Here is a 26,097-nt window from a genome sequence, read left to right on the forward strand (position 1 = left end):
GAACAATGAAGCATAAATTATTTTACATATTTTTCTTACTTACGCTATCTATTAGTTATGCTCAATCTTCAATGGTTAAAATTGAAGCAGATACTACTAACATACGAATTGGAGAACAATTTGAATATAAAATAACTATTAGTGAAACAGAAAATGTTATTATTCCTAAGCTAGGAAATTTAAAAGGCCTAGAGGTAATTGACTCCTTAAAGATAGATACGATTAATAGTAAACTTATTAAAAAATATAAGTTAACTGGTTTTGATAGTGGTGCATTTTACATTCCAAGACAACAAATATTTATCAAAAATCAAGCTTATTTAACAGATAGTTTATTAATAAATGTTACTACAGTAGCTATTGATACTACAAAAATTAAAAAGTTTCCTATAAAAGGTATTAAAGGAGAACCTTATCAATTTGATGATTTTAAAATTTATGTTTATTGGGCTTTAGCTATATTATTAATAGCTATTTCAACTTTATATTTTGCTTTAAAAAGGTCAGACAATAGTACATCAAAAACATTAATTCCTAAACTAGCACCTTATCAGGAAGCCCTAAGAAACTTAAAACTACTTGATGAAAAGTTACTATGGCAAAACAACAAAACAAAAGCTTATTATAGTGAGTTAACTGATATTGTTAGAAACTATATTGAGAGAGAATTAAATGTACCTGCCCTAGAACAAACAACAAATGAACTGGTAGAAAGTTTAATAGATTTCAGTAACTCAAAATCTATTGTAACAGATAAAGAAACTATAAAAAAGTTAAAGAATCTTTTACAACAATCAGACCTTGTAAAATTTGCAAAGTCGAAACCAATGGCTCATGAAATTGAAGCCGACAGAAACACAACTACACATATTATTAACAATCTGAAACCTTCTACTACAGAAGAAAACACAGAAACTAGTTATAGCAAACCTGTAGTTATTGTTCAAAAACCCGAAATCAAGAATCCTAACACAATTACCAAACTATTATTAATTACAGTAACACTTCTTATTGTTACATTAATTTCATTTGGAATTTATAAAGCAATCTCATTGTCTAACTCTATAAAACAACCAGTAGAAAATGTTCAATAATTTTGAATTTCATAGTCCAGAATTTTTATGGCTACTGTTGTTAATTCCATTATTAGCTCTATGGAATTTTTTTACAAGAAAAAAAGACAGTGCTAAATTAAAAATAGCAAGTATAAAAGGGTTTAATGTAAAAAGTTCTTTTTTACCTAAATTAAAACCAATAGTATATGCATTAAGACTTTTTGCATTAGCCTCTATTATTATAGCTTTAGCTAGACCCAGAAATGTTTCCATAAGTAAGAAAACAAAATCAAATAGAGGTATTGATATTGTTATGGCGATTGATGTTTCTGCTAGTATGCTAGCCAAGGATTTAAAGCCAAACCGTTTGGAAGCCTTGAAAAGAGTTGCTACTGATTTTGTAAACAGAAGACCAAATGATCGAATAGGAATTGTTGTTTATGCAGGTGAAAGTTTCACTCAAACTCCAATAACAAGTGATAAATCGATAGTTAAAAGAACTATTTCAGAAATTAAATGGGGACAACTAGAAGGAGGAACTGCTATTGGAATGGGACTTGGATCAGCCGTGAATAGGTTAAAAGAAAGTAAAGCTAAAAGTAAAGTTATTATTTTACTTACCGACGGAGTAAATAATGCTGGCTTTGTAGATCCAAAAACTGCTACAGAACTAGCGAAAGGAAATAATATTAAAGTATACACCATAGGTATTGGAACTAATGGAATGGCTGCTTTTCCTTGGGCTAAAGACCCAAGAACTGGTCAAATAACTTTTAAAAATCAGCAAGTAGAAATTGACGAAACACTACTAAAGCACATAGCCAAAGAAACAGAAGGGAAATACTTTAGAGCAACTAACAACACAAAATTAAAAGCAATCTATGATGAAATAGATAAACTTGAAAAGACAAAAATAGAAGAATTTAAATACTATAATTACACTGAGAAATATCGCTTTTGGGTATTCTTAGGAGGATTATTACTAGTATTCGAATTTCTATTAAAAAACACAATTTTTAAAAGCTTTATATAATTACCCTATAATTATGTATAAAATAGAAGAACCTATATATTTTTACTTTTTTGCAATTATTCCAATAATAATTGTCTTTTTTCTACTGGTTTTATGGTGGAAAAAAAGAACGCAAAAAAAATTTTCTTCTCCTGAATTACTTGCAAAGCTTGCTCCAAACTCTTCACGTTTTAAATCTATATTAAAACTAATATTTTTTTTAATAGGTATTTCTTTATTAATTATCTCTTTAACAAACCCAAAAATGGGTACTAAACTTAAAACAGTTAAGAGAGAAGGAGTTGATGTGGTATTTGCATTAGATGTTTCTAAAAGTATGCTTGCTGAAGATATAGCTCCTAATCGACTAGAAAAATCAAAACAAATAATATCAAAAATAATAGATAAGTTAGGAAGTGATAGAGTGGGTATAATAATTTATGCGGGGAATTCTTACCCTCTTTTACCCATCACTACTGATCATGCTGCTGGTAAAATGTTTTTACAAAACGCAAACCCAGATATGGTTTCAAGCCAAGGAACAGCAATTAATGAAGCCTTGAACCTAGCCAAAACATACTATAATAACGACGAGCAAACTAATCGTTTTTTAATTATTATTTCTGATGGTGAAGATCATCAGGAAGAAACTAAGCAAATAGCTCAGAATATAGCCAATGAAGGTGTAAAAGTTTACACCGTTGGTGTTGGTACTGAAAAAGGTGGACCAATTCCAATAAAATTAAATGGCTCACTTATTGGTTATAAGAAGGATAGAAAAGGGGAAACCGTTATTACACAAAGAAAAGCAACTATATTACAAGAAATTGCTGATATAGCTAATGGAAGTTATATTGATGGTAACAAAACCGATAAACCTGTAAATTCTATTGCAGACATTATTGCAAATGCACAAAAAAGTGAATTTGAAACTAAGCAATTTTCTGATTACAAAGATCAATTTCAATGGTTTTTAGGTATTGGTTTATTATTTTTAATTCTTGACATCTTTTTATTTGATAGAAAGACAAAATGGTTAAAGAAAATAGATTTATTTAATGAAGAAGTTAAAAAATAAAAAGGTGAACAATTTAATAAAAATACTATTCAGCTTGTTTTTTATAACTATTTCAACAATAGTTAATGCACAACAAGACACTTTACAACTTCAAAGAGAAGCTCGTTCTTTAGTTCGTCAAGGAAACAAACTTTATAACAAACAAAAATTTGACGAGGCTTCAATTGCCTATAGAAAATCTTTAAGCAAAAACAGTAAGTACGATAAAGCTAGCTATAACTTTGGCAATACTTTATATCAAAGTAAAAAATATAAAGAGGCAGTTTCACAATTTGAATTAACAGCAAAAACTACAAAAAATAAAATTTCAAAAGCAGAGGCTTACCATAACATTGGTAACTCTATGATGGAACAAAAGCAATATCAACAAGCAGTAGATGCTTACAAAAATTCTTTAAGAAATAACCCTAACGATGATGAAACACGTTATAATTTAGCTGTTGCTCAAAAAAAATTAAAAAAAGAGCAACAAAATAAAAAGAACGATAAGGATAAGAATAAAAAAAATAAAAAGGACAAGAAGGACAAAGACAAGAAGGATAAAAACAAAGACAAGAAAGAAGGAGACGATAAGGATAAAAAAGATGACAAAAAAGATCCTAAAAAGGATCAAAATAAAGATCAGCAAAACAAAAAAAATAAAGATAAAAAAGATAAGCAAAAGCAAAAACCCCAACAAGGTAAAATGACTCCTCAGCAAATGAAACAATTGCTAGAAAGTTTAAACAATGAGGAGAAGAAGACACAGAAAAAAATGAATGTAAAAAAATCAAAAGGAAGAAAAGTTAAGCAAGAAAAGGACTGGTAATCAAATGATAAGATTTTTTGTATTAAATAGTTAAAATATTATTTTTACGCACATTAAAAATGAACAGGGATTTGAAATTTTACATATTAATACTTATAAGTGTTTTTTCACTTACTATTAACGCTCAAGATAGTGTTTTAAAGGTAAGTGTCAGTAAAAATAAACTAGGCGTAAATCAACGATTTAGAGTCCAGTATATAATAAATAAGCAAGGAGCTGATAACTTTAAAGCTCCAAACTTCCGAAATTTTAAAATAGTTGGTGGCCCTAGTCAATCTGTTAGCCAATCATACATAAATGGAAAGAGATCCTTTTCTCAATCTTATACCTATATCTTACAACCAAAAAGAAAAGGAGAATTTGATTTACCTCCAGCTTCAATAGAGATCGACGATAAAACTATTAAATCCGAGACTGCAAAAATTATAGTTTTAGCTGCTGTTGACATTCCTAAAAACCCAAATGACCCTGATTATATAGCTTCTCAAAACATTCATTTAGTCGCTGAAATATCTAAATCAAAACCCTATGTAGGTGAAGGTATTTATGTAGAATATCGTTTATATTTTAGTGAAAATGTTGGTATTTATGACAATGCAATAACACAATCTCCTCAATATAATGGCTTTTGGAACCAAGAAATCAAAAGAAATGGAACTCCTGTAAAAGAAGGTACATATAATGGTGAAAAATATAGGTATGCCGTTTTACATAAAGCTTTATTAATTCCAACTAAAGCTGGAAAGCTAACTATTGACCCCATGAAAATGGATATTATAGTTGCTGTTCCTACAGGACGTGCTGACTTTTTTGGTAATGTAATTACACGTCAGGTGCGAAAAGAATTTTCTTCTGCTAAAAAAACAATTCAAACAAAAGCATTACCTACTTTAAATAAACCAGAAAACTTTACTGGTGCTGTTGGGGAATTTTCTTTTGATGTATCATTAAGCAAAGAAATTTTAAAAGCCAATGAATCATCACAAATAAAAATATCAGTTAAAGGAAAAGGAAACTTAAAACTCTTTGAGCTTCCAAAAATCGAAACTCCAAAAGAATTAGAAGTATACCAACCTGAAAGAAAAGAAAAAGTAAGTGTTGCTTCAAGTGGATTAAGAGGAAATGTTTCAGACAGCTATACTGTTGTACCACAATATAAAGGTAAGTATAAAATTCCTTCAACTAGCTTCTCTTATTTCAACCCTAAAGAAAAAGTATACCAAACAATTACCTCTGAAGATTTATATGTAGATGTTTTAGAAGGAAAAGAGTTAGTAACTAATTCAGACAATAGAAATAATGTTGAAAAACAAGATGTGAAAATGACTGATACTAGCTTTAGATATATTCAAACTTCATCAAGTTTTCATTCAAAACAACAATCAGATTTTTTCAAGTCCATTTTGTTTTATATTCTGTTAATATTTCCAGCTATAGCAATTCCTTTAATTATTTTAATTTACAAAAAGAAAGAGGAAAGAGATGGCGATGTGCTAGGTAACAAACAACGAAAAGCTGATAGATTAGCAAAAAAATATTTATCTGAAGCATCTAAGAAATTAGGAAATAAAGAAGCGTTTTATGAAGCCTTAGAAAGAGCTTTACATAATTATTTGAAAGCAAAATTAAAAGTAGAAACTTCAGATATAAGTAGAGAAAAAATAACACAATTGCTAGAAGGTAAAAATGTTAACTCAACTTCAATAAAAGAATTCATTGAAGTATTGAATGATTGTGATTTTGCACGCTATACACCAATAGATAATACGCAAATGAATCAAGAGTATGAAAAAGCAAAACAAGTAATTACTCAATTAGATAAACAGTTATAATGAAGAATATTATTATACTATTAGTATTCATTACAAACATTGTATCTGCACAAAATGCTGATGCTTTATTTTCTAATGCTAATACTTTATACAAAACAGGGAAATACCAAAAAGCAATTGAGGTTTATAATAAAATTGAAGCCTCAGAAGAAACCTCTTCAGAACTATACTTCAATATAGGGAACTGTTATTATAAATTAAATCAAGTTGCGCCAAGTATCTATAATTATGAAAAAGCATTATTAATAAACCCTTCCAATGAAGATGCAAAAAATAATTTAATCATAGCAAAAAGATTAACGCTAGATAGAATTGAAGAATTACCTAAATCTTTATTTCAAAAACTAAATATAAACTATCTTCAAAAACTACATTATAACTCATGGGCATTAGTTGTAATAGTATTTTCAATAATCGCTAGTGTTCTTTTTTTATTATTTTACTTCTCAACAAATTCAGTAAAAAAACGTTTTTATTTTGTAACAAGTATTCTTTCTTTTTTATTATTGTTAAGTTCTTTAATAATAACATACCAACAATATGATACAGCTAAAAAGACTATAGAAGCAATTGTTTTTACTAAAGAAGTTTCTATAAAAAATTCTCCTACACAAGATTCAGAAGAAATTTTCACTTTACATGAAGGAACCAAAATTAAAGTTTTAGACACTGTTGATGATTGGAAAAAAATTAAGTTAATTGATGGAAAAATTGGCTGGTTATTATCAAAAGATATTAAAATAATAACTATTTTTTAATTTTATTAACAAAAACACATAGTTATAAATACTATCTTTGTTAGTTGTTAAAATTATGAGCAAACAATTATTAATTTATTTTCTAACAATTAGTTTAATTACTTCTGTGGTAGTTCCCACATATATAACGTTGTCTGAAAAAAAATGTGAGAGCTCTTTAGTTAATGACACCTCTGATAATGATGAAAACATTGAAGAGTTTAAAATAAAACTATATTATAGCAACGACATACTTGCTTCTTATCAAGTTACAGAAATAGTTAGAAAGGTATTATATCTTTCTAAAACATATACTTCAATAAGTAGAAAACTTGAATCTCCACCACCTGAACTTTTAGGATAACATACTAAAAAAATCAATCAAAAAAAACTAAACACTCATTTAAAGTGACTTATTCTTGGTTTTATCTAGGAAATGCTAATGAATAAAACTGAGTAAAAATCTTTTGATTGAATTAATTTATCTTAAATAATTTATAATTCGTCAATTCTTAAAATATAAAAAGAGTTGACTAAAAAAATATTTCATGTTCAAAACAATTAAAAATGATTTGCCCGCTAGTGTAGTGGTGTTTTTTGTCGCTTTACCTTTATGTTTAGGTATAGCATTAGCTAGTGGAGCTCCTTTATTTGCTGGTCTTATAGCAGGAATAATTGGAGGTACTATTGTAGGAGGCTTAAGTGGGTCTAAAATTGGGGTAAGTGGTCCTGCTGCAGGATTGGCTGCTATTGTATTATCTGCCATTGGTACATTAGGTGGTTACGAAAACTTTCTTGTAGCCGTAGTATTAGGAGGTGTAATACAAGTTTTACTAGGTGTTCTTAAAGCTGGGGTAATTGGTTATTATTTTCCTTCTTCAGTTATTAAAGGAATGCTAACTGGTATAGGAATTATAATTATAATAAAACAAATACCTTTCTTTTTTGGGTATGATAAATCTGCAGAAAGCATATCTCTAGATGCTATCAATTTAGGATCTACATTAATTGGTGTTCTAGGTTTAGCTATATTATTACTTTGGGATAAAGTATTATCAAAAAAAGGAAAAATATTTCAAATAATTCAAGGACCTCTAGTTGCTGTTGTTGTAGGTATTATTTTTTACGTAATCACTCAAGGTAATGATCAAATTGGTATCAATGCTGCTCAATTAGTAAGTGTACCTGTACCTGATAGTTTTGATACTTTTTTAGGTCAATTTAGTTTTCCTAATTTTGATGCAATTACAAATAAAGATGTTTGGGTTATAGCATTTACCATTGCTTTGGTTGCAAGTTTAGAAACCTTATTATGTGTTGAGGCAACTGATAAATTAGATCCAGATAAAAATGTTACTCCTACTAATAGAGAATTACTTGCACAAGGTACTGGAAATATCATTTCTGGTTTAATTGGAGGTTTACCAATTACTCAAGTAATTGTTAGAAGTTCTGCTAATATTCAATCTGGAGGTAAAAGTAAATTATCTGCCATTATTCATGGTTTCCTTTTACTTATTTCAGTAATATTAATCCCTACTCTTTTAAATAAAATACCATTATCAGTTTTAGCTGCAGTTTTATTAATTGTTGGTTTTAAATTAGCAAAACCAGCGTTATTCTTTAAAATCTACAAACAAGGACTAAAACAATTTTTACCTTTTATTGTAACGGTTTTAGGTATTGTTTTTGCTGATTTACTTATTGGAATTGGATTAGGTTTATCGGTTGGTATTGTTGTTATTTTATATAAAAGTTACCAAAACTCTCATTTCTTACATATTGAAGATAAAAGTAATGGTTTACATAAAATAAAAATGTCATTTGCTGAAGAAGTTACTTTCTTTAATAAAGGTGCAATATTAAAAGAATTAGATAGCTTGCCAGAAGACACTTATTTAGAGTTAGATGTAAGAAAAACAAGGTATTTAGATAATGATATTATTGAAATTTTAGAAGACTTTGCTTTTAAAGCTAAAGAGAAAAATATTGATATTAAATTAATTTCTGAACGAGGTGTTGTTGAAAATCCTTCAAGTTTTATTGAATTTTTTAAGTTAAGACCAAAAGCCTCATAAGTATGAATACATCAAAACATAAGATTGTCGTACTATCTAATTTAAAAGATAGTACGGCAACATCTTTAAATACGGCTATTAGCTTAGCAAAGAAAACTAATGCTAGCATTCATTTATTTCACGTAAAAAAACCTAGTGATATAGTAAGTACTGATAATCAATTATCAGCAAACAGAGCTATTAACACTAACTTTACTAAAATTAACAAGGATATAAATGAGTTAGTTTCTACTTATTCAAAAAAGTATAATATCGATATCACTTCTTCCTTTACTTTTGGTAATATTAAAAATGAAATTGATACTTTTTTAGAAAACTCGAATCCAAACATTATTGTAATTGGAAAACGTAGAAATAAAAGTATAGTTGCTTTAGGTGATAAGATTAGTAGACATCTATTAAAGAAAAAAGGCAAAACAATTATTATAGCCTCTTCAGAAAATAATCTTACACCTGAAAATGAAATTTCTTTAGGTATTTATAATGAGTTAGAACAAAGAAGCAATGATTTTATTACTGAAATCATTGAAAACTCTAATAAACCTTTAAAAAACCTTAAAGTAGATAAAAAAGATATTAAATCTTTAGAAACAAAAGACATTAACTTATTACTAGTAGATAGAGAAAATGTAAAACCTAAATCTACAAAATCATTTAATAAACTACTTAGAAAAATAGACATTTCTTTAGTAGTGGCTAATTAAAAATGTTAATTTCAAAATAACCCAAATTAATAAATCGGTTTTGAACACGAGTATTAATAAATTACAGTTTTTTTAGTATATTTATTCCTACTCAACTCGAGAAATATGAAAAAACTATTTTCAAATCTTAAAGGAGATCTCTTTGGAGGGATTACAGCAGGAATTGTAGCATTACCACTAGCCTTAGCTTTTGGTGTTTCTTCAGGACTAGGACCAAGTGCTGGTTTATATGGAGCTATTTTTATTTCCTTTTTTGCAGCTCTGTTTGGAGGAACAGACACACAAATATCTGGACCAACTGCTCCTATGACAGCTGTAAGTATGGTTGTTATTGCTAGTATTCTTGCATCAAATGATGGTGATATAAATAAAGCTTTACCAACTATCTTGATTGTTTTTCTACTTGCAGGTTTCTTCCAAATTGGTTTAGGAATATTAGGTTTGGGTAAATACATCCGCTATATTCCTTATCCCGTTGTGTCTGGTTTTATGACTGCAATTGGAGTTATCATTTTAGTAACACAAGTATTACCTTCTGTAGGGTATTATGCAAAAGAAGATACTCAATTTGTTGAGAAATTTAAACCTTTAGCTGAAGAAATAATATTAGAAAATATTTTAAAAGATGAAGCAGGTGAAGGAGTATTAGTGTTAGAAAATTTTAAAGAAACAATAAATAGAGCTCAGAAAACTACACAAGCTGACATTTTAAAAGAAAGTAAAACATTAGCAGGTAAAGAGGCTTCTGGCGTTTTAGGAACCTTAAAAGTATTACCAAGAGCCTTAAAAAATATTAATTGGTTAGAATTAATTTTAGCTTTAGGTACTATTTTCATTATTTATGGTTTTAAACGAATTACAACTGCAGTTCCTAGTACGTTAGTTGCATTAGTAGTTATGACCTCTATAGCTTTAGGTTTTAGTTTAAACTACAGGCCTATTGAAGAAATACCTGGAGGATTTCCTTTACCAAATCTAGAAATATTTACTAACTTTAGTTTAGGTAGCATAACTCCATATATATTTACGGCATTAACACTTTCTTTATTAGGTGCAATTGATTCTTTGTTAACATCAGTTGTAGCTGATAATATGACCAAAACTAAACATAAACCAAATAAAGAATTAATCGGTCAAGGAATTGGTAATACAATTGCTGCTGTTTTTGGAGGAATTCCTGGGGCTGGTGCAACTATTCGTACCGTTGTTAATATTAACTCAGGTGGTAAAACCAAACTATCTGGTATGATAGCAGGTATAATGCTTCTTGTAATTTTATTAGGCTTAGGGCCTATTGCTTCAAAAATACCAGCTGCTGTTTTAGCCGGTATTTTAATAACAGTAGGTATTGGAGTTATGGATTATAAAGGATTGAAAGCAATTCCAAACCTTCCTAAAGATGCTAAAATTGGTCCTTTTAAGGTGAGCTCGGAAGTAATTATTATGATCGTAGTATTACTTTTATCTACCTTTTGGAATTTAGTTTATGCCGTTGGTATTGGTTTAGTAATTGCTTCTTTAATGTTTATGAAAAAAATAGGAGATTTAACGGGTAAATATTCTGATGTTAAACCTTTAAAAGAAGAATCGTGGGCAGATGAAAAAGATTTTCCAAAAAACTTATCTGAAGAAGTATTTATTAAACATATAAAGGGTCCTTTGTTTTTTGGGTCAACTAGTGATTTTCAACAATTAGTTAAGCAAATTCCTAATACAGCATCCACCATTATTATAAGGATGGAAAAAATGCAGTATATAGATCAATCTGGACTTTACGCACTTGAAGATATTTTGGTTGATTTGAAAAAAGATGAGAAAAATGTACTTTTAGTTGATCTACTTGATCAACCCCGCTATATGATGGAACGTATTGATATTATTCCTGATTTAATATCAGAAGAATCAATATTTACAACATTTGAAGATTGTTTAACATGGGTAAAACAAAACGTAAAAGATAAATTTTAAAAAATATTTAAAAATGAGAAATACAGCTATTACAAAAAGCAAACAAGATACGTTAACTCCAAATGGAGTATTACAAGATTTATTAGAAGGAAATAAAAGATATACTGAAAATAACTTAACAGCATCTAATGTAACTGAATTAGTTAAGCAAACAACAGGTGGACAATTTCCTAAAGCAGTTATTTTATCATGCATCGATTCAAGAGTGCCAGTAGAGATGGCTTTTGATCAAACTATAGGTGACGTTTTTGTTGCTCGTGTTGCAGGTAATTTTGAAAATACTGATATTTTAGGTAGTATGGAATACTCATGCGCTGTTGCTGGAAGCAAGTTAGTTTTAGTATTAGGTCATGAAAGCTGTGGAGCTGTTAAAGCTGCTTGTGATGGAGTAGAACTTGGAAATATTACTGCAATGCTTGATAATATTGCTCCAGCTGCTAAAATGGCTTCGGATCAAGTTGAAGGTGTTACTAACTCATCAAATGATGAATTTGTAGCAAAAACTGTAGAAAATAATGTAAAATTAACCATTGAAAGAATCCGTGAAAAAAGTAAGATTTTACAAGAAATGGAAGATAATGGTGAAATTGCAATTGTTGGTGGAGTATACTCTTTAAAAACAGGAGCTGTTACAATGCTTTAAACAATAAATACATATTTCTTTTTGTAGAGATTTTAAATTCGAATGGTTTTTCAAATAAAAACCATTCGAATTTTATTTTAAACTAATTATTAGTAAAGAATGACTTTCTTTCAAAGAAAAAGCGACTTCAGTATATTTTACAGAAGTCGCTCTTTTTATTTATGTTAACTTAAAATTATTTAAGTTTCTTTTTAACTGCTATTTCAGTATATGCTTCAATAGTGTCACCTTCTTTGATATCATTATATCCTTTAATTTGAAGACCACAGTCATAACCTTTCTTAACTTCTTTCACATCGTCTTTAAAACGTTTTAATGAAGTTAATAAACCATCATGAACAACTATTCCTTCTCTAATGATACGTATTTTAGCATCTCTTGTTATTTTACCAGACATCACCATACATCCAGCAATATTTCCAACTTTAGAAATTTTATAAACCTCTCTTATTTCAATATTACCAAGAACTTCTTCTTTCATTTCCGGAGATAACATTCCTTCCATTGCGTCTTTCAAGTCATTAATAGCATCATAGATGATAGAATAAGTTCTAATATCTACCTCTTCTCTATCAGCAACTAAACGAGCATTACCTTGAGGACGTACATTAAACCCAACAATAATTGCATCTGAAGCAGTTGCTAATAATACATCAGATTCAGTAATTGCACCTACTCCTTTATGTAAAATATTAACTTGAATTTCTTCAGTTGATAATTTTTGGAATGAATCTGTTAAGGCTTCAACAGAACCATCAACATCACCTTTTAAGATTATATTTAACTCTTTAAAGTCACCTAATGCAATACGACGTCCAATCTCAGCTAACGTTAATGTTTTTTGAGTTCTTACAGATTGCTCACGTTGTAATTGAGATCTCTTAGCAGCAATTTGTTTTGCTTCACGTTCATCATCAAATACATTAAACTTATCACCAGCTTGTGGTGCACCATCAAGACCTAATATTGATATTGGTGTAGATGGTCCAGCTACTTTAACTTTATTTCCTTTATCATCAAACATAGCTCTTACTTTACCACTATGCTTACCTGCTAATAAATAATCTCCAATTTTAAGTGTTCCTGCTTGTACTAAAATAGTAGATACATATCCTCTACCTTTATCTAATAGAGCTTCTACTACAGCACCGTTTGCATTTTTATCAGGGTTAGCTTTTAACTCTAATACTTCAGCTTCTAACAATACCTTTTCTAATAACTCATCAACTCCTTGACCAGTTTTTGCAGAAATTTCTTGTGATTGAATATTACCACCCCAATCCTCAACTAATAAATTCATCGCAGATAATTGCGTTTTAATATTATCAGGATTAGCGTTCTGTTTATCTATTTTATTTATTGCAAAAATGATAGGTACTCCAGCTGCTTGCGCATGCGAGATTGCTTCTTTTGTTTGCGGCATTACATCATCATCAGCTGCTACAACAATAATAACTAAATCGGTAACTTGAGCCCCACGAGCACGCATCGCTGTAAAAGCCTCGTGACCAGGTGTATCTAAAAATGCTATTTTTTGATCTCCAACATTTACTGAATAAGCACCAATATGTTGTGTAATTCCTCCAGATTCTCCATCAATAACATTCGCTTTACGAATATAATCTAATAATGAAGTTTTACCATGATCTACGTGACCCATAACAGTAATGATTGGTGCACGCGTTATTAAATCTTCTGGTTTATCTTCAATTTCTTCAATTGATTCTTCTACCTCAGCTCCAACAAACTCAACTGTATAATTAAATTCTTCTGCTACTATAGATAGTGTTTCTGCATCTAAACGTTGATTCATTGTAACCATCATACCAAGCATCATACAAGATGATATAATGTTTGTTACTGGAACATCCATCATTGTAGCTACTTCACTAACTGTAACAAACTCTGTTACTTTTAGTATTTTACTATCTGCTTGTGCAGCTTCTAACTCTGCTTCACTTTGTTGACGGTGAGCATCTCTTTTATCTCTACGATATTTAGCTCCTTTTCCTTTTTTAGATTTACCTTGAAGTTTTTCAAGAGTTTCTCTAACTTGTTTTTGAATTTGAGCTTCAGTAAGTTCTTCTTTTTGAACAACAGGGCGTCTTCCTCTTTGGCCTCCTCTGTTAGGACCTCCAGTTCTTGCTCCACCTCTATTAGGACCTCCAGTTCTATTTGGTGTTCCTGGTCTGTTAGGACCTCCTCCACGGTTGTTTCCTTGTCCTTGCGTTCTAGTATTTCCAGTTCCAGTACCTCCAGCGTTAGGTTTACTTATCCTCTTACGCTTTTTCTTATCTCCATCTTTAGCTTTAGGATCTGGTTTTTTCTTTTTAGGTCTTTCAAATTGTTTTAAATCAATTTTTTGACCAGTTATTTTAGGACCATCAAGTTTTTTATACTGAGTTTTAATTTTTTCAGCATTTTCAGTATTAACCTCTACTGGTTGTTCAGTTGATTTTGGTTTATCTGCTTTTCTTGCTCGGTCTGTTTTAATTTGCTCAACAGCTTTATCAATACCTTTTTTAGTAAAAGTAGTTGTACTTTTAGGTTCTTCTACTTTCTTAACGGGTTGTGCAACCTTAACAGGTTCTTCTACCTTTTTCTCTACAACAGGCTTCTCTTCTTTTTTAGGCTCTTCAACTTTTATTTCTTTAGGTTGAACAACTTCTTTTTTTGGAGTTTCAATAACTTCTTCAACTTTATTCTCTGTTGATTCAGCAACTGGCTTTGGTTCTTCTTTTTGAACTTTAGGTTCTAAACTTTTACCAGTTTCAATATTTATTTTACCAACAGTTTTAAGTTCTAATTTTGCTGCCTTGGCTTTTAAAACTTCTTGTTTTTTAGCTTCGTCTTCTATACGTTTCTTCTCTTGCTCTACTTCTACTTGTTGACGAATTGCTTCCTTTTCTTTTCTCTTTTCTTCGCTTACCTCTTTAGAAGCAACCTTTTTAGATTTATCTGTTTGAAAACCATCAAGTAATATTTGATACTCTGCATCAGAAATCTTTGTCGTAGGACGCCCCTCAACCTCATAACCTTTTTTAGCTAAGTGTTCTACAGCTCTATCTAAAGAAATGTTTAATTCCCTTAAAACCTTGTTTAGTCTTAATTTGTTGCCTTCAGCCATAAATTATTTTATACTTTTTATTAAAGAACACACTTTATAATATTGCAATAGTTACGCTCTCTTTCTTAATTTTGCTAGTTTTAAACTTAAAAGTAAGGTAACTAACATCCTTATAATATTTTACTCTTCGAATTCTTCTCTTAAAACTCGTTGAACATCTAAAATTGTTTCTTCTTCAAGGTCTGTTCTTTGAACTAACATTGAAACATCTTTCTCAAGAACACTCTTAGCAGTATCTAAACCAATTTTCTTGAATTCAGCTATTACCCATGCTTCTATTTCATCAGAGAATTCTGTTAACTCAACATCTTCTTCTTCAATACCTTCTCTTTGAACATCTATTTCATAACCAGTTAATTCACTAGCTAAACGAATATTTACACCAGATCGTCCAATTGCTTTTGACACTTCCTCTGGTTTTAATAATACATTTACTCGACCTTTTTTACCTCCTTTTTCTTCTTCATAAGCTTCTATAGTAACAGAAAGAACTTTCGCAGGACTTAGCGCTCTAGAAATGAATAATTGCTCATTTTTAGTATAATTAATAACGTCAATATTTTCATTCCCTAATTCACGAACAATACCGTGAATACGTGATCCTTTAACACCAACACAAGCTCCTACAGGATCAATACGATCATCGTAAGAATCTACAGCGATTTTTGCCTTATCACCAGGTATTCTTGCAACTCTTTCAATAGTAATTAAACCATCAAAAACCTCAGGTATTTCTTGTTCGAATAATTTAACTAAGAATTGAGGTGCAGTTCTTGACAAAATAATTACTGGTTTATTTCCTCTTAATTCAACCGTTTTAATTACTCCTCTAACAGTATCTCCTTTTCTAAAAAAATCAGAACGTATTTGTTCACTTTTAGGTAATACAATTTCATTACCTTCATCATCAAGCAAAATTACCGCATTATGACGAATATGGTGCACTTCAGCACTATAAACATCTCCTTCTAACTCTTTAAATTGTTTAAAGATATTAGTACTATCATGCTCATGGATTTTAGATATTAAATTTTGACGTAAAGCTAAAATAGCTCTTCTTCCTAGGTCAACTAATTTAACTTCTTCAGATACATCTTCTCCTATCTCAAAATCAGGTTCTATTTTTCTTGCTTCAGTTAATTCAATCTCTTCATTATCATCTTCCGACATTTCATCTGCAACAACAACTCTGTTTCTCCAAATTTCTAAATCACCTTTATCAGGGTTTATAATAATATCAAAGTTTTCATCAGACCCAAATCTACGTTTTAAAGCAGCTCTAAAAACTTCTTCTAAAATAGACATTAGTGTTACTCTGTCAATACTTTTATTATCTTTAAATTCTGAAAACGACTCAATTAACGCAATATTTTCCATCTCATTATCTTAATTAAAATATAATCTTCACTTTTGCACTTTTAATATCTTCATAAAGTAGAGTTTTTACCTTTTCTACTGTATGCTTACCTTTACCTATAGGTTTTGGCTCTCTAACTTTCCAATGTAACGTTATCTCTTCATCTGTTACATTTGTTAATGTACCTTCAAACTCTTCGGTTTCAGTTTTTACTTTTAATATTCTATTAATATTTTTCTTATACTGTCTTTTAACCAATAAAGGGTGTGCTATATCTGGTGTTGTTACTTCTAAAGAAAAATCTTCTTCTTCTCTATCAAGGTTATGCTCAATATTTCTACTAATACGAACACATTCACTCAACGGCACTCCTTCATCTCCATCAACTATTACTTTTATTTTACTATTAGCAAGAAACTCTAACTCTATTAAAAATAGCGATTCATTCTCACTTAATGCTTCCTGTAATAATTCTTTAACTCTCTCTTTATTCATTCTAGGTATAAAAAGAGGGGACAAACGTCCCCTACATCACTTAACTCTTTTAAATTCCCTGCAAATATACTAACTTATTAGTTAATACACAAGTAGCTTTTATCTAAAAAAATTGGTATATTTAAAGAGTATTTGTTTCTCTTAAATCCCCAAGAAAATTATGAAAAAAATATTAATACCCATTGATTTCTCTAAACACTCAGAATACGCATGTGTACTTGCTTCTAAAATAGCAAAAAAATCTAATAGCGAAGTTCACTTACTTCACATGGTCGAACTCCCCTCAGGTATAGTTGACATGGGAGCTGGTAATAATTTCAGTATTCCTGAAAGCATGCTTTATATTAGAAAAGTTAAAGACAAATTAATGAATCTAAAAAGTGCTTTCTTTTCAAAAATACCAAATGTTCACCACGCTATAAGATTTCAAAATCCTTATGAAGGGATTAGAGATTATTCAAAAAAAATAGATGCCGATTTAGTTATCATGGGTTCAAAGGGACACACTGCTTTAGAAGAGATTTTGATTGGATCTAACACGGAAAAAACAGTTAGAAGCCTTGATATACCTGTTTTAATAACCAAAAAGGAAAGTGATAATTTTAAATTTAAAAAATTAGTTTTCGCATCAACCTTTGAGAAAGATGAAGCTAGAGCTTTTGAAGGGTTTCTTGATTTCTCCACTAATTTTAAAGCCAAAATACACTTACTTAAAATAAACACTCCTCAAAAGTTCGAAAACACTTCTAGCTCTAAGAAAAAAGTTGAAACATTCATAGAAAAATACAATCTCGACAATTATTCAATTCACATATACAACGACAATTCTGTTGAAGAAGGAATTTTAAATTTTTCAGACGAAAAGGACGTAGATTTAATCTCTTTAGCAACTCACGGAAGAAGTGGACTTTCCAGATTTTTTAACGGTAGTGTTTCTTTAAACCTATCTAAGAATGTATTAAAACCTGTCTTAACTTTTAAAGTATAAAAAAACAAAAGCGCAACTTAAATGTTACGCTTTTTGTACGGGCGGAGAGACTCGAACTCTCACACCTCGCGGCACTAGATCCTAAGTCTAGCGTGTCTACCAATTCCACCACGCCCGCTTATTTTTAATTTGTGCCTGCAAATATACACAAAGTATTCAATATACAAGCTCAAATTTTTATTTTTTCATTTTTTTAATTAACTAAATTTATCATTTAAAATTTATGAAAAATATTACTATATAGATTAAGAGCTCTCCGAAGAGAGCTCACAATTAATCATCCTATGTTAAAACCCTTCTAAAAATTCTAAATAGAACACAAATGAGCGGCAAAAATCAACATTTTTTACCAATTTTTAAGTTAATAAATTATTAATTATTATTAAAAATAAACAACTGTTTGATTTTAAACAGAAACCGTTATTTTATAGATAAATCTAAACAATTAAAAAACATATTCTTATTAAGGTTAATTAACAAACAATCAATAATACTTAACAACACTCTTAGTTTGTGTTAAAAAAAATAAATTTTACGAAAAATAGTTAACTTAGCGTACTTAATTATTTTTCAATGCAAACTATTCAAGAATATATAGCTCAACACAAAGAGCGTTTTTTAAATGAACTTATTGATTTATTAAAAATACCATCAGTTAGCGCTGATCCAGCATACAATCAAGATGTATTAAATACAGCTGACATGGTAAAACTACAGCTAGAAAAAGCTGGGTGTGATAAAATAGAAATTTGTGAAACTCCTGGATATCCAATTGTTTATGGTGAAAAGATCATTGACCCAAAATTACCTACAGTTTTAGTATATGGACACTACGATGTGCAACCAGCTGACCCAATTGATTTATGGGATTCTCCACCATTTGAACCAATTATTAAAAAAACAGAGACTCATCCAGAAGGAGCTATTTTTGCTCGGGGTGCTTGTGACGATAAAGGTCAAATGTATATGCACGTAAAAGCATTAGAATACATGACTAACACTGGTAATTTACCTTGTAATGTAAAATTCATGATAGAAGGTGAAGAAGAAGTTGGCTCAGAAAGTTTAGCCTGGTTTGTACCTAGAAACAAAGAAAAATTAGCTAATGATGTTATTTTAATTTCTGATACTGGTATGATAGCTAACTCTATTCCTTCTATAACAACGGGACTTAGAGGATTGAGCTATGTAGAAGTTGAAGTAACTGGACCAAACAGAGATTTACATTCTGGTTTGTATGGTGGAGCTGTTGCAAATCCTATTAATGTATTAACAAAAATGATTGCTTCTTTACATGATGAAAACAATCATATAACCATTCCAGGTTTTTATGATAAGGTAGAAAACCTTTCTAGAGAAGAACGTGATGAAATGGCAAAGGCTCCGTTTTCTTTAGAAAATTATAAAAAATCTCTAGAAATCGATGCTATTTACGGTGAAAAAGGATACACTACTAACGAACGAAACTCTATTCGTCCAACTTTAGATGTAAATGGTATTTGGGGAGGATATACTGGAGAAGGGGCTAAAACAGTGATTGCAAGTAAAGCTTATGCTAAGATATCAATGCGACTGGTACCAAACCAAGAATGGAGAGAAATTACTGAGTTATTTAAAAAACATTTCGAAAGCATTGCTCCTAAAGGAGTTCAAGTAAAAGTTACACCTCATCATGGTGGACAAGGATATGTTACACCTATTGATAATATTGGATACCAAGCAGCAAGCAAAGCATATCAAGAAACATTTGGTGTTACTCCAATACCTCAACGAAGTGGAGGAAGTATACCTATTGTAGCTTTGTTTGAGGAAGAACTGAAAAGTAAAACTATTTTAATGGGATTTGGGTTAGATAGCGATGCTATTCATTCACCAAACGAACATTTTGGTGTATGGAATTATTTAAAAGGTATTGAAACTATACCATTTTTTTACAAATATTTTACTGAATTATCAAAATAAGATAAACCATGCAAACATATTCAAGTAAAATAGTTTTAGCCATAATAATACTGTTTATTAGTTGTTCAAAAAACCAAAAACCAAAACAACGAACCGCTGAAGAATATAAACAAGCCTCTATACTTATGGATAGAGGTTTGTCTAATTTAGTTTATAATCAAGTTTTTGGAAGTACTTTTGTTAATCAAGACTATTTAATATACGCTACTAAAACTAAAAATGGCAAAAAATTTATTTTAGTTGACATAACTACTAAAACTAAAAAAGAAGCTTTTAATCATATTAAACTTGCTAAAAGTTTAGCAAATGAACTTGGTCGAGAAATAGAACAAAACAACTTGCCTATTTCTAAAGTCTCTCTATCTGATGATTTAAAAACTGTTCAATTTATTATAAATAAACAAAGATATTCTTGCAATTTAGAAAACTATTCTATTTCTAAAGTTACTTCACAAAATGCAGAAGTTACTAGAAACGAACATGTTTCTCCAAATAGAAAATTAGCGGCTTACATAGATAATCATAACCTTTGGGTAAGAGATTTAATTACTAACAAAAAAACACAACTTACATTTGATGGTAAAAAAAACTATGGATACGCAACAAACAATGCTGGTTGGACTAAAAGCAATGGAGCTGTTTTAAAATGGTCTCCTAATTCTGATAAAATTGCTACTTTTCAACAAGACTCACGTGAAGTAGGAATGATATACTTAACCTCAACTAATGTTGGACATCCTAAACTTGAAGCTTGGAAACACCCATTACCTGGAGACAAAACCATTTTTACAATTGAACGTGTAATTATTCATCTAGGAACAAAACCTAAAACTGTTCGTCTAAAAATGGATAAGGATTATCAAAGAGGGACTACTACCGATCACATAGCTGACCGGAACAATGAACTACTAGATGCGCAGTGGAAAAAGGATGGATCTCAATTTGCTTTTGTTTCAGGCTCTAGAGATCATAAAATAGCCCATTTACAAATTGCTGACACGAATACTGGTGAAGTAAAATCTATTTATAAAGAAGAAGTTGACACCTATTATGAATCTGGTGTAAATGTTGAAAACTGGAAAGTTTTATTTGATTCAAACGAGTTTATATGGTACTCTGAAAAAACAAACTGGGGACATATTTACTTATATGATTTATCTACAAAACAATTAAAAAGTCAAATCACTTCAGGAAACTGGATTGTAAAACAAGTAAAAAAAGTAGATAAAATTAATAAGAAGGTTTATTTTACTGCTGGAGGAAAAGAAACAGGAAACCCGTATCACAATTATTATTATAGTGTTAATTTTGATGGATCAAACCTAAAAAACTTAACTCCTAGTAAAGGAACTCATTCAGCTACCTTCTCAAGTGATTACTCATATTTAGTAGACACATATTCAACAACCACATCTCCGCCTGTTTCTGTTTTAAGAAATAATAAAGGAGAAAGTATATTAGAATTAGAAACTGCAGACATTACTGCTTTAAAAGAAAAAAATTGGCAAGAGCCTATTGAATTTTCAGTAAAAGCTCGTGACGGGAAAACTGATATTTACGGAATCATGTGCACACCAAGCCATTATGATGAACATAAAAAATACCCTGTATTAAACTACATATATCCTGGACCTCAATCTGGAAGTATTGGTAATTATAAATTCAGGTCTGTTTGGAGAGATTTTCAAGCAGTAGCAGAATTAGGTTTCGTAGTGGTTGCTGTTGATGCAATGGGAACACCAATGAGATCTAAATCTTTTCATGATGCCTATTACGGAAACATGGGAGACAATGGTTTACCAGATAATATTGCAGCTATTAAACAGTTAGCTAAAAAATATAAAGGTATGGATATTGAGCGCGTAGGTATTTGGGGTCATTCTGGAGGTGGATTTGCCTCAACTCGTGCTGTATTTGCTTATCCTGATTTTTATGATGTAGCAGTTTCAGGTGCTGGAAACCATGACAATAGGAATTATGAAGCTGATTGGGGTGAAAAATGGCAAGGCCTTTTAAAGAAAGGAAAAATAGAAGAAAAGGGAGATGGAACTACAAATTATGACAACCAAGCAAATCAATTAATTGCTCATAATTTAAAAGGTAAACTATTAATAACTCATGGAAGCATGGATAATAATGTTTCTCCTTCAAACACAATGTTAGTTGTTGAAGCCTTAATTAAGGCTAATAAAGACTTTGATATGATTATATTTCCAAACAAAAGACATGGTTACGGAAATATGACGAAGTATATGACTCGAAAAAGGTGGGATTATTTTGTAACTCATTTACGAAAAGAAATCCCTCCAAAAGAATTTGATCTATCTAACTTCTAAAAAAAACGCTCGTTATGAGCGTTTTTTTAGTTTAAAACACAAAAAAAACACTTCTACATTTGTAGAATCAAAAAAATACCTCTACATTTGTAGAGTTAATTATAATTAAAAGATTATGCAATTATCAAAAACCGAAGAACAAGTAATGCAATATTTATGGAAGTTAGAAAAAGCTTTTATGAAAGATATATTAGCTGAATTTCCAGAACCTAAACCAGCCAATACAACAGTTGCAACACTATTGAAAAGAATGTATGATAAAGGTTTTGTTAATTACAAATTACATGGGAAATCGAGAGAATATTTTCCTTTAGTTAAAAAATCAGATTATTTCTCGAAACATGTAAATGGGCTAATCAAAAACTTTTTTAACAACTCTGCAAGTCAATTTGCTTCATTTTTTACTTCCGAAACAAATCTTTCTGTTTCTGAATTAGAAAATTTAAAAAAACTGATAGACAACCAAATTAAAGAGCAGAAAAAATGATAAGCTATTTACTAAAATCTACAAGCTGTTTAGCATTATTACTTCTCTTTTATCATATCATATTAGAAAGAGAGAAAATGCATAATTTCAATCGTTTTTACCTGTTAGGAAGTATCTTATTTTCTTTTCTTGTTCCACTAACAACGATAACTGTAGCTAGCACAGCAAAAATTATAGAAGCTACACAGAATTCTCATCAATTAACAATAGCACAAAATAATACACCAATATTAGTTGAAAACAGCTTTAGCTATACTCAATTACTTGTTGTAGTATACCTCATTATATCAACTCTATTTCTGTTTAGGTTTTGCATAAACTTATACAAGATTACTCAAAAAATAAGCTCTAATAATAAAATAAAATATCAAAAAGCAATATTAGTTTTAGTAAATGATGAAATTCTTCCTCATACTTTTTGGAACTATATATTCATCAACAAAAAAGAATATTTAAATGGTAAAATTGAAGAAGAACTATTTACTCATGAACTAACACATGTAACACAAAGACACACACTTGATGTTATTATAATTGAACTACTACAAATTTTATTTTGGGTAAACCCATTATTTATTTTCTTAAAAAAAGCAATACAATTAAACCATGAATTTTTAGCTGATGAAAAGGTTATTAATCAACATAAAAATACATTCCAATACCAGCATTTATTACTAAATAAAGCTGCATGGAGAAACGAATATTACTTGGCCAGTAATTTGAATTACTCACTTACAAAAAAAAGATTAAAAATGATGACAACAAAAAGTTCGTACGCAAAAATCTTGTTAAAAAAACTGGCGGTAATTCCGCTAATAACAGGATTCGTTCTTCTCTTTGCAGAAAGAATTGAAGCACAAGAAAATGATCCTAAAAAAAATTCGACTGTAACTATTACAAAAAATGATGGCGAACAGTATCGAGATTTCACCTATCAGAATGCTAAACTTACTTACACCAACGAAAATGGAAAGAAAATAACAAAAAAGTTTTCAGAATTAACACGTGAAGAAAAACAAAAATTTTTACCACCACCTCCTCCTCCAATGGTTGCTAAAAGAAATACTCCTTCAAAAAAACTGATTGAAGACTTAAAGAATTCAAAAAAATATGCACTTTGGATTGATGGAAAGGTTGTAAACAATAAAGTTCTCAACAATTACAAAAACTCTGACTTTTCAAACTTCTTTGTAAGCTTAGTTTACAAAAATGCAAGAAGCAAACGATTCCCTCAAAAGTACCAAGCTACTTTAAACACACGTGAATATTTTGATTATTTACAAAAAAAGAAAATAGCTAGGTTTAACAAATGGAAGAAAGGTAAAAATATGTTACCACCACCTCCTCCAACTAGTAAAGTTATTAAAAAAGGTGAAAAATCGGTTATTCCACCTCCTCCACCTAAAAAAACAATGGCTGAAAATGTTATAATTGAAGAAGATAATGAAATTGAAACAATTAGAGAAATTGAAACAGTTCATGAATCTAGCAATAACGCTTTAATAGAAGTAATTGAAGAAACTCCTAATATTCATTCTGCTCCAGGAGAAATCGAAATCATAGAAGAGATTTCTAACATTGAAAGAGTAGCACAAAAAAACGAAGAAAAACCAAAAACTGGATGGATTAACATTAAAGGAAAAACTTACTATTTTGTTAAATACAAAACCAAAACAAACTATTACAATCGATGGGGGCAAAGAGTCAATAAAGATGGGAAAATAATTAATGGTGAGAGAACAAAATCTAATAACGTCATAAAAGGACAAAATATTAGCAAGGTTTATAAAGATGATAAAGTTGTTGTTGAATTTCAAAACACTAATTTATCAAACATTCCACCACCTCCACCACCAATGTCTCCTTTAGAATTTATAAAAAAACATAAAGGAAAAAATGTAAGTTACTTTTATAATAATAAAAAAATTAACTATAGAAAGGCTATTAAATTACTGAAGAAAAATCAATCATTAAACATTGATGCTAGAAAGATTGATGGAAAACACGTGATTAAAATTTCACAAGAGCCAATTACAATTGATAAAATCAGTTCATTAACTAATGAGCAAATAATTAAGCTATCTAAAAACAAAGATGTAAAGGCCACCTATTATTTGGATGGTAAAGTCATAACCAAAAATAAATTTGATAAAATTAACCAAGAAAATGTCAAAACAATATATATAAAGAAAAATAAAGATGGTTCAAACTCAATATACATTACCAGTAAATAAAAAATAATTTATTTTTTCTGTTAAAAGCCTCATAAATGAGGCTTTTTTTGTAACATTTTATAAAAAAAATCGTTTTACTAATATGTTAAAGCAATTTTTCCTCATTTGCTCTGGTGTAGACTTACATTTAATAAATAATTGTTCTAATGGAGAACAAAATAAATATGTAGGCATTGGTGCAACAGTTTTTTTTACAGCACTTATGGCAACCATAGCTTCTAGCTATGCACTTTTCACTGTTTTTGATAATATATTTACCGCTATCTTTTTTGGTTGTGTATGGGGATTGTTAATTTTTAACCTAGACAGGTTTATTGTTTCCACCATCAGAAAAAAAGAAAAGTTTAGTTCTGAATTTTTACAAGCCTTACCTCGCTTAATTTTAGCTATGATTATTGCTATTGTTATCTCAAAACCCTTAGAATTAAAAATTTTTGAAAAGGAAATCAACCAAGTGCTATTAGAAGAAAAAAATCAAATGACACTTAACAATAAACAACAAATAGCTCAACAATTTACTCCTGAAATAGAAAAAACTCAATCAGAAATTAATAAATTAAAAGAAGAAATTAATACTAAAGAGAATGAAGTAAACAACCTATATAACACTTATATAGCTGAAGCAGAAGGACGAAAAGGTACTAAACGTGTAGGTAAAGGCCCTGTATATAAAGAAAAAAGAAAGAAACACGATAAAGCACTTGCTGATTTAAATTCACTTAAAGAAGAAAATTCAAAAAAAATAACTCAAAAAGAAGAAGCAATAAACACTCTTTTAAACCAACAAAAGAACATTGAAACATCAACTCAACCCATAATTAGTAATGTTGACGGTTTAATGGCAAGAATTAATGCATTGAATAAATTACCTTGGCTTCCTTCATTTTTTATTTTTCTATTATTTTTAGCTATAGAAACCTCTCCAATTTTCTCAAAGTTAATTAGTTCTAAAGGAGAATATGATTACAAGTTTGAAAACCAAGAATCTATTGTTAAAACATGGATACAACAACAAACACATCAAAGAAATATTCTTCTAAAAACTGACACAGATTTAAACGACAAGGTGTATTCAGATATAAAAGACGAAGAAGAATTATATAAATACAAACAAAAAATAGCTCGTGACTTATTAAAGCTTCAAGCAGACACTTTTTATAAAAATCAACAAAAAATATTATAAATTTACTCACTAA

The 26,097-nt window shown here is 29.7% G+C and carries 20 protein-coding genes and 1 tRNA gene; 17 read left to right on the top strand and 4 right to left on the bottom strand.

The features are described 5' to 3' along the window. Positions 1-5 precede the first annotated feature (5 nt). The 11 genes from BLV71_RS04100 (at position 6) to BLV71_RS04150 (ending at position 11,915) form a co-directional block, all read left to right on the top strand. Positions 6-1,094 (top strand): hypothetical protein, encoded by a 1,089-nt coding sequence (locus BLV71_RS04100; protein ID WP_176974348.1) that lies wholly within the window; start codon positions 6-8, stop codon positions 1,092-1,094. Continuing rightward, a complete protein-coding gene (locus BLV71_RS04105) occupies positions 1,084-2,088 on the top strand; it encodes a vWA domain-containing protein (protein WP_093869318.1) in 1,005 nt (334 codons plus the stop codon). The genes BLV71_RS04100 and BLV71_RS04105 overlap by 11 nt, the downstream gene beginning before the upstream one ends. A 13-nt stretch (positions 2,089-2,101) precedes the next feature. Beyond that, complete coding sequence (locus BLV71_RS04110) at positions 2,102-3,145, top strand: VWA domain-containing protein (RefSeq protein ID WP_113786445.1); 1,044 nt, start codon at positions 2,102-2,104, stop codon at positions 3,143-3,145. Further along, positions 3,126-3,953 carry a tetratricopeptide repeat protein gene (locus BLV71_RS04115; protein ID WP_093869319.1) on the top strand — a complete coding sequence of 276 codons (828 nt, stop codon included), beginning with the start codon at positions 3,126-3,128 and terminating at the stop codon, positions 3,951-3,953. Before BLV71_RS04110 ends, BLV71_RS04115 begins: the two co-directional genes overlap by 20 nt. A 71-nt stretch (positions 3,954-4,024) precedes the next feature. Next, positions 4,025-5,785, top strand: a complete 1,761-nt coding sequence (locus BLV71_RS04120; RefSeq protein WP_255405114.1) for a BatD family protein — start codon at positions 4,025-4,027, stop codon at positions 5,783-5,785. Further along, positions 5,785-6,543 (top strand): tetratricopeptide repeat protein, encoded by a 759-nt coding sequence (locus BLV71_RS04125; RefSeq protein ID WP_093869321.1) that lies wholly within the window; start codon positions 5,785-5,787, stop codon positions 6,541-6,543. Before BLV71_RS04120 ends, BLV71_RS04125 begins: the two co-directional genes overlap by 1 nt. A 55-nt stretch (positions 6,544-6,598) precedes the next feature. Continuing rightward, positions 6,599-6,886 (top strand): hypothetical protein, encoded by a 288-nt coding sequence (locus BLV71_RS04130; RefSeq protein WP_093869322.1) that lies wholly within the window; start codon positions 6,599-6,601, stop codon positions 6,884-6,886. A gap of 184 nt (positions 6,887-7,070) precedes the next feature. Beyond that, entirely contained in the window at positions 7,071-8,600 is a 1,530-nt protein-coding gene (locus tag BLV71_RS04135) for a SulP family inorganic anion transporter (RefSeq protein WP_093869323.1), read from the top strand. Positions 8,601-8,602: 2 nt separating this feature from the next. Then, positions 8,603-9,304, top strand: a complete 702-nt coding sequence (locus tag BLV71_RS04140; protein ID WP_093869324.1) for a universal stress protein — start codon at positions 8,603-8,605, stop codon at positions 9,302-9,304. A 105-nt stretch (positions 9,305-9,409) separates the two neighbouring features. Beyond that, the gene (locus BLV71_RS04145; RefSeq protein ID WP_093869325.1) at positions 9,410-11,272 is read left to right on the top strand and encodes a SulP family inorganic anion transporter; all 1,863 of its coding nucleotides are present in this window, start codon (positions 9,410-9,412) and stop codon (positions 11,270-11,272) included. A 13-nt stretch (positions 11,273-11,285) separates the two neighbouring features. Continuing rightward, a complete protein-coding gene (locus BLV71_RS04150; RefSeq protein ID WP_093869326.1) occupies positions 11,286-11,915 on the top strand; it encodes a carbonic anhydrase family protein in 630 nt (209 codons plus the stop codon). 175 nt (positions 11,916-12,090) lie between these two features. Here BLV71_RS04150 and infB read toward each other — a convergent pair whose 3' ends face one another. The 3 genes from infB to rimP form a co-directional block, all read right to left on the bottom strand. Next, positions 12,091-15,042: a translation initiation factor IF-2 gene (gene infB / locus BLV71_RS04155; RefSeq protein WP_093869327.1), complete on the bottom strand. Its 2,952-nt coding sequence runs from the start codon at positions 15,040-15,042 to the stop codon at positions 12,091-12,093. 120 nt (positions 15,043-15,162) lie between these two features. Beyond that, positions 15,163-16,419, bottom strand: coding sequence for a transcription termination factor NusA (gene nusA, locus BLV71_RS04160; protein ID WP_093869328.1), 1,257 nt, complete (start codon positions 16,417-16,419; stop codon positions 15,163-15,165). A 13-nt stretch (positions 16,420-16,432) separates the two neighbouring features. Beyond that, complete coding sequence (rimP, locus tag BLV71_RS04165; protein ID WP_093869329.1) at positions 16,433-16,894, bottom strand: ribosome assembly cofactor RimP; 462 nt, start codon at positions 16,892-16,894, stop codon at positions 16,433-16,435. A 160-nt stretch (positions 16,895-17,054) separates the two neighbouring features. Here rimP and BLV71_RS04170 point away from each other — a divergent pair, with 160 nt between their 5' ends. Beyond that, on the top strand, positions 17,055-17,882 hold the full coding sequence (locus BLV71_RS04170) for a universal stress protein (RefSeq protein ID WP_093869330.1): 828 nt from the start codon (positions 17,055-17,057) through the stop codon (positions 17,880-17,882). A 36-nt stretch (positions 17,883-17,918) separates the two neighbouring features. Here the strand turns inward: BLV71_RS04170 and BLV71_RS04175 are convergent. Further along, positions 17,919-18,000 (bottom strand) — tRNA-Leu (locus BLV71_RS04175). A 455-nt stretch (positions 18,001-18,455) separates the two neighbouring features. On the opposite strand from BLV71_RS04175, the gene BLV71_RS04180 reads away from it, so the two are divergent. From BLV71_RS04180 to BLV71_RS04200, 5 genes are all read left to right on the top strand, one after another. Beyond that, a complete protein-coding gene (locus BLV71_RS04180; protein ID WP_093869331.1) occupies positions 18,456-19,844 on the top strand; it encodes a dipeptidase in 1,389 nt (462 codons plus the stop codon). An 8-nt stretch (positions 19,845-19,852) separates the two neighbouring features. Next, positions 19,853-22,180, top strand: coding sequence for a S9 family peptidase (locus tag BLV71_RS04185; RefSeq protein ID WP_093869332.1), 2,328 nt, complete (start codon positions 19,853-19,855; stop codon positions 22,178-22,180). Between the two features lie 115 nt (positions 22,181-22,295). Beyond that, a complete protein-coding gene (locus BLV71_RS04190) occupies positions 22,296-22,667 on the top strand; it encodes a BlaI/MecI/CopY family transcriptional regulator (RefSeq protein ID WP_176974349.1) in 372 nt (123 codons plus the stop codon). Further along, the gene (locus BLV71_RS04195; RefSeq protein WP_093869334.1) at positions 22,664-24,901 is read left to right on the top strand and encodes a M56 family metallopeptidase; all 2,238 of its coding nucleotides are present in this window, start codon (positions 22,664-22,666) and stop codon (positions 24,899-24,901) included. The genes BLV71_RS04190 and BLV71_RS04195 overlap by 4 nt, the downstream gene beginning before the upstream one ends. Positions 24,902-24,983: 82 nt before the next feature. Continuing rightward, complete coding sequence (locus BLV71_RS04200; protein ID WP_093869335.1) at positions 24,984-26,084, top strand: DUF4407 domain-containing protein; 1,101 nt, start codon at positions 24,984-24,986, stop codon at positions 26,082-26,084. The last annotated feature ends 13 nt before the right edge of the window (positions 26,085-26,097 follow it).

The sequence above is a fragment of the Tenacibaculum sp. MAR_2010_89 genome (genome assembly GCF_900105985.1).
Lineage (GTDB): Bacteria > Bacteroidota > Bacteroidia > Flavobacteriales > Flavobacteriaceae > Polaribacter > Polaribacter halocynthiae.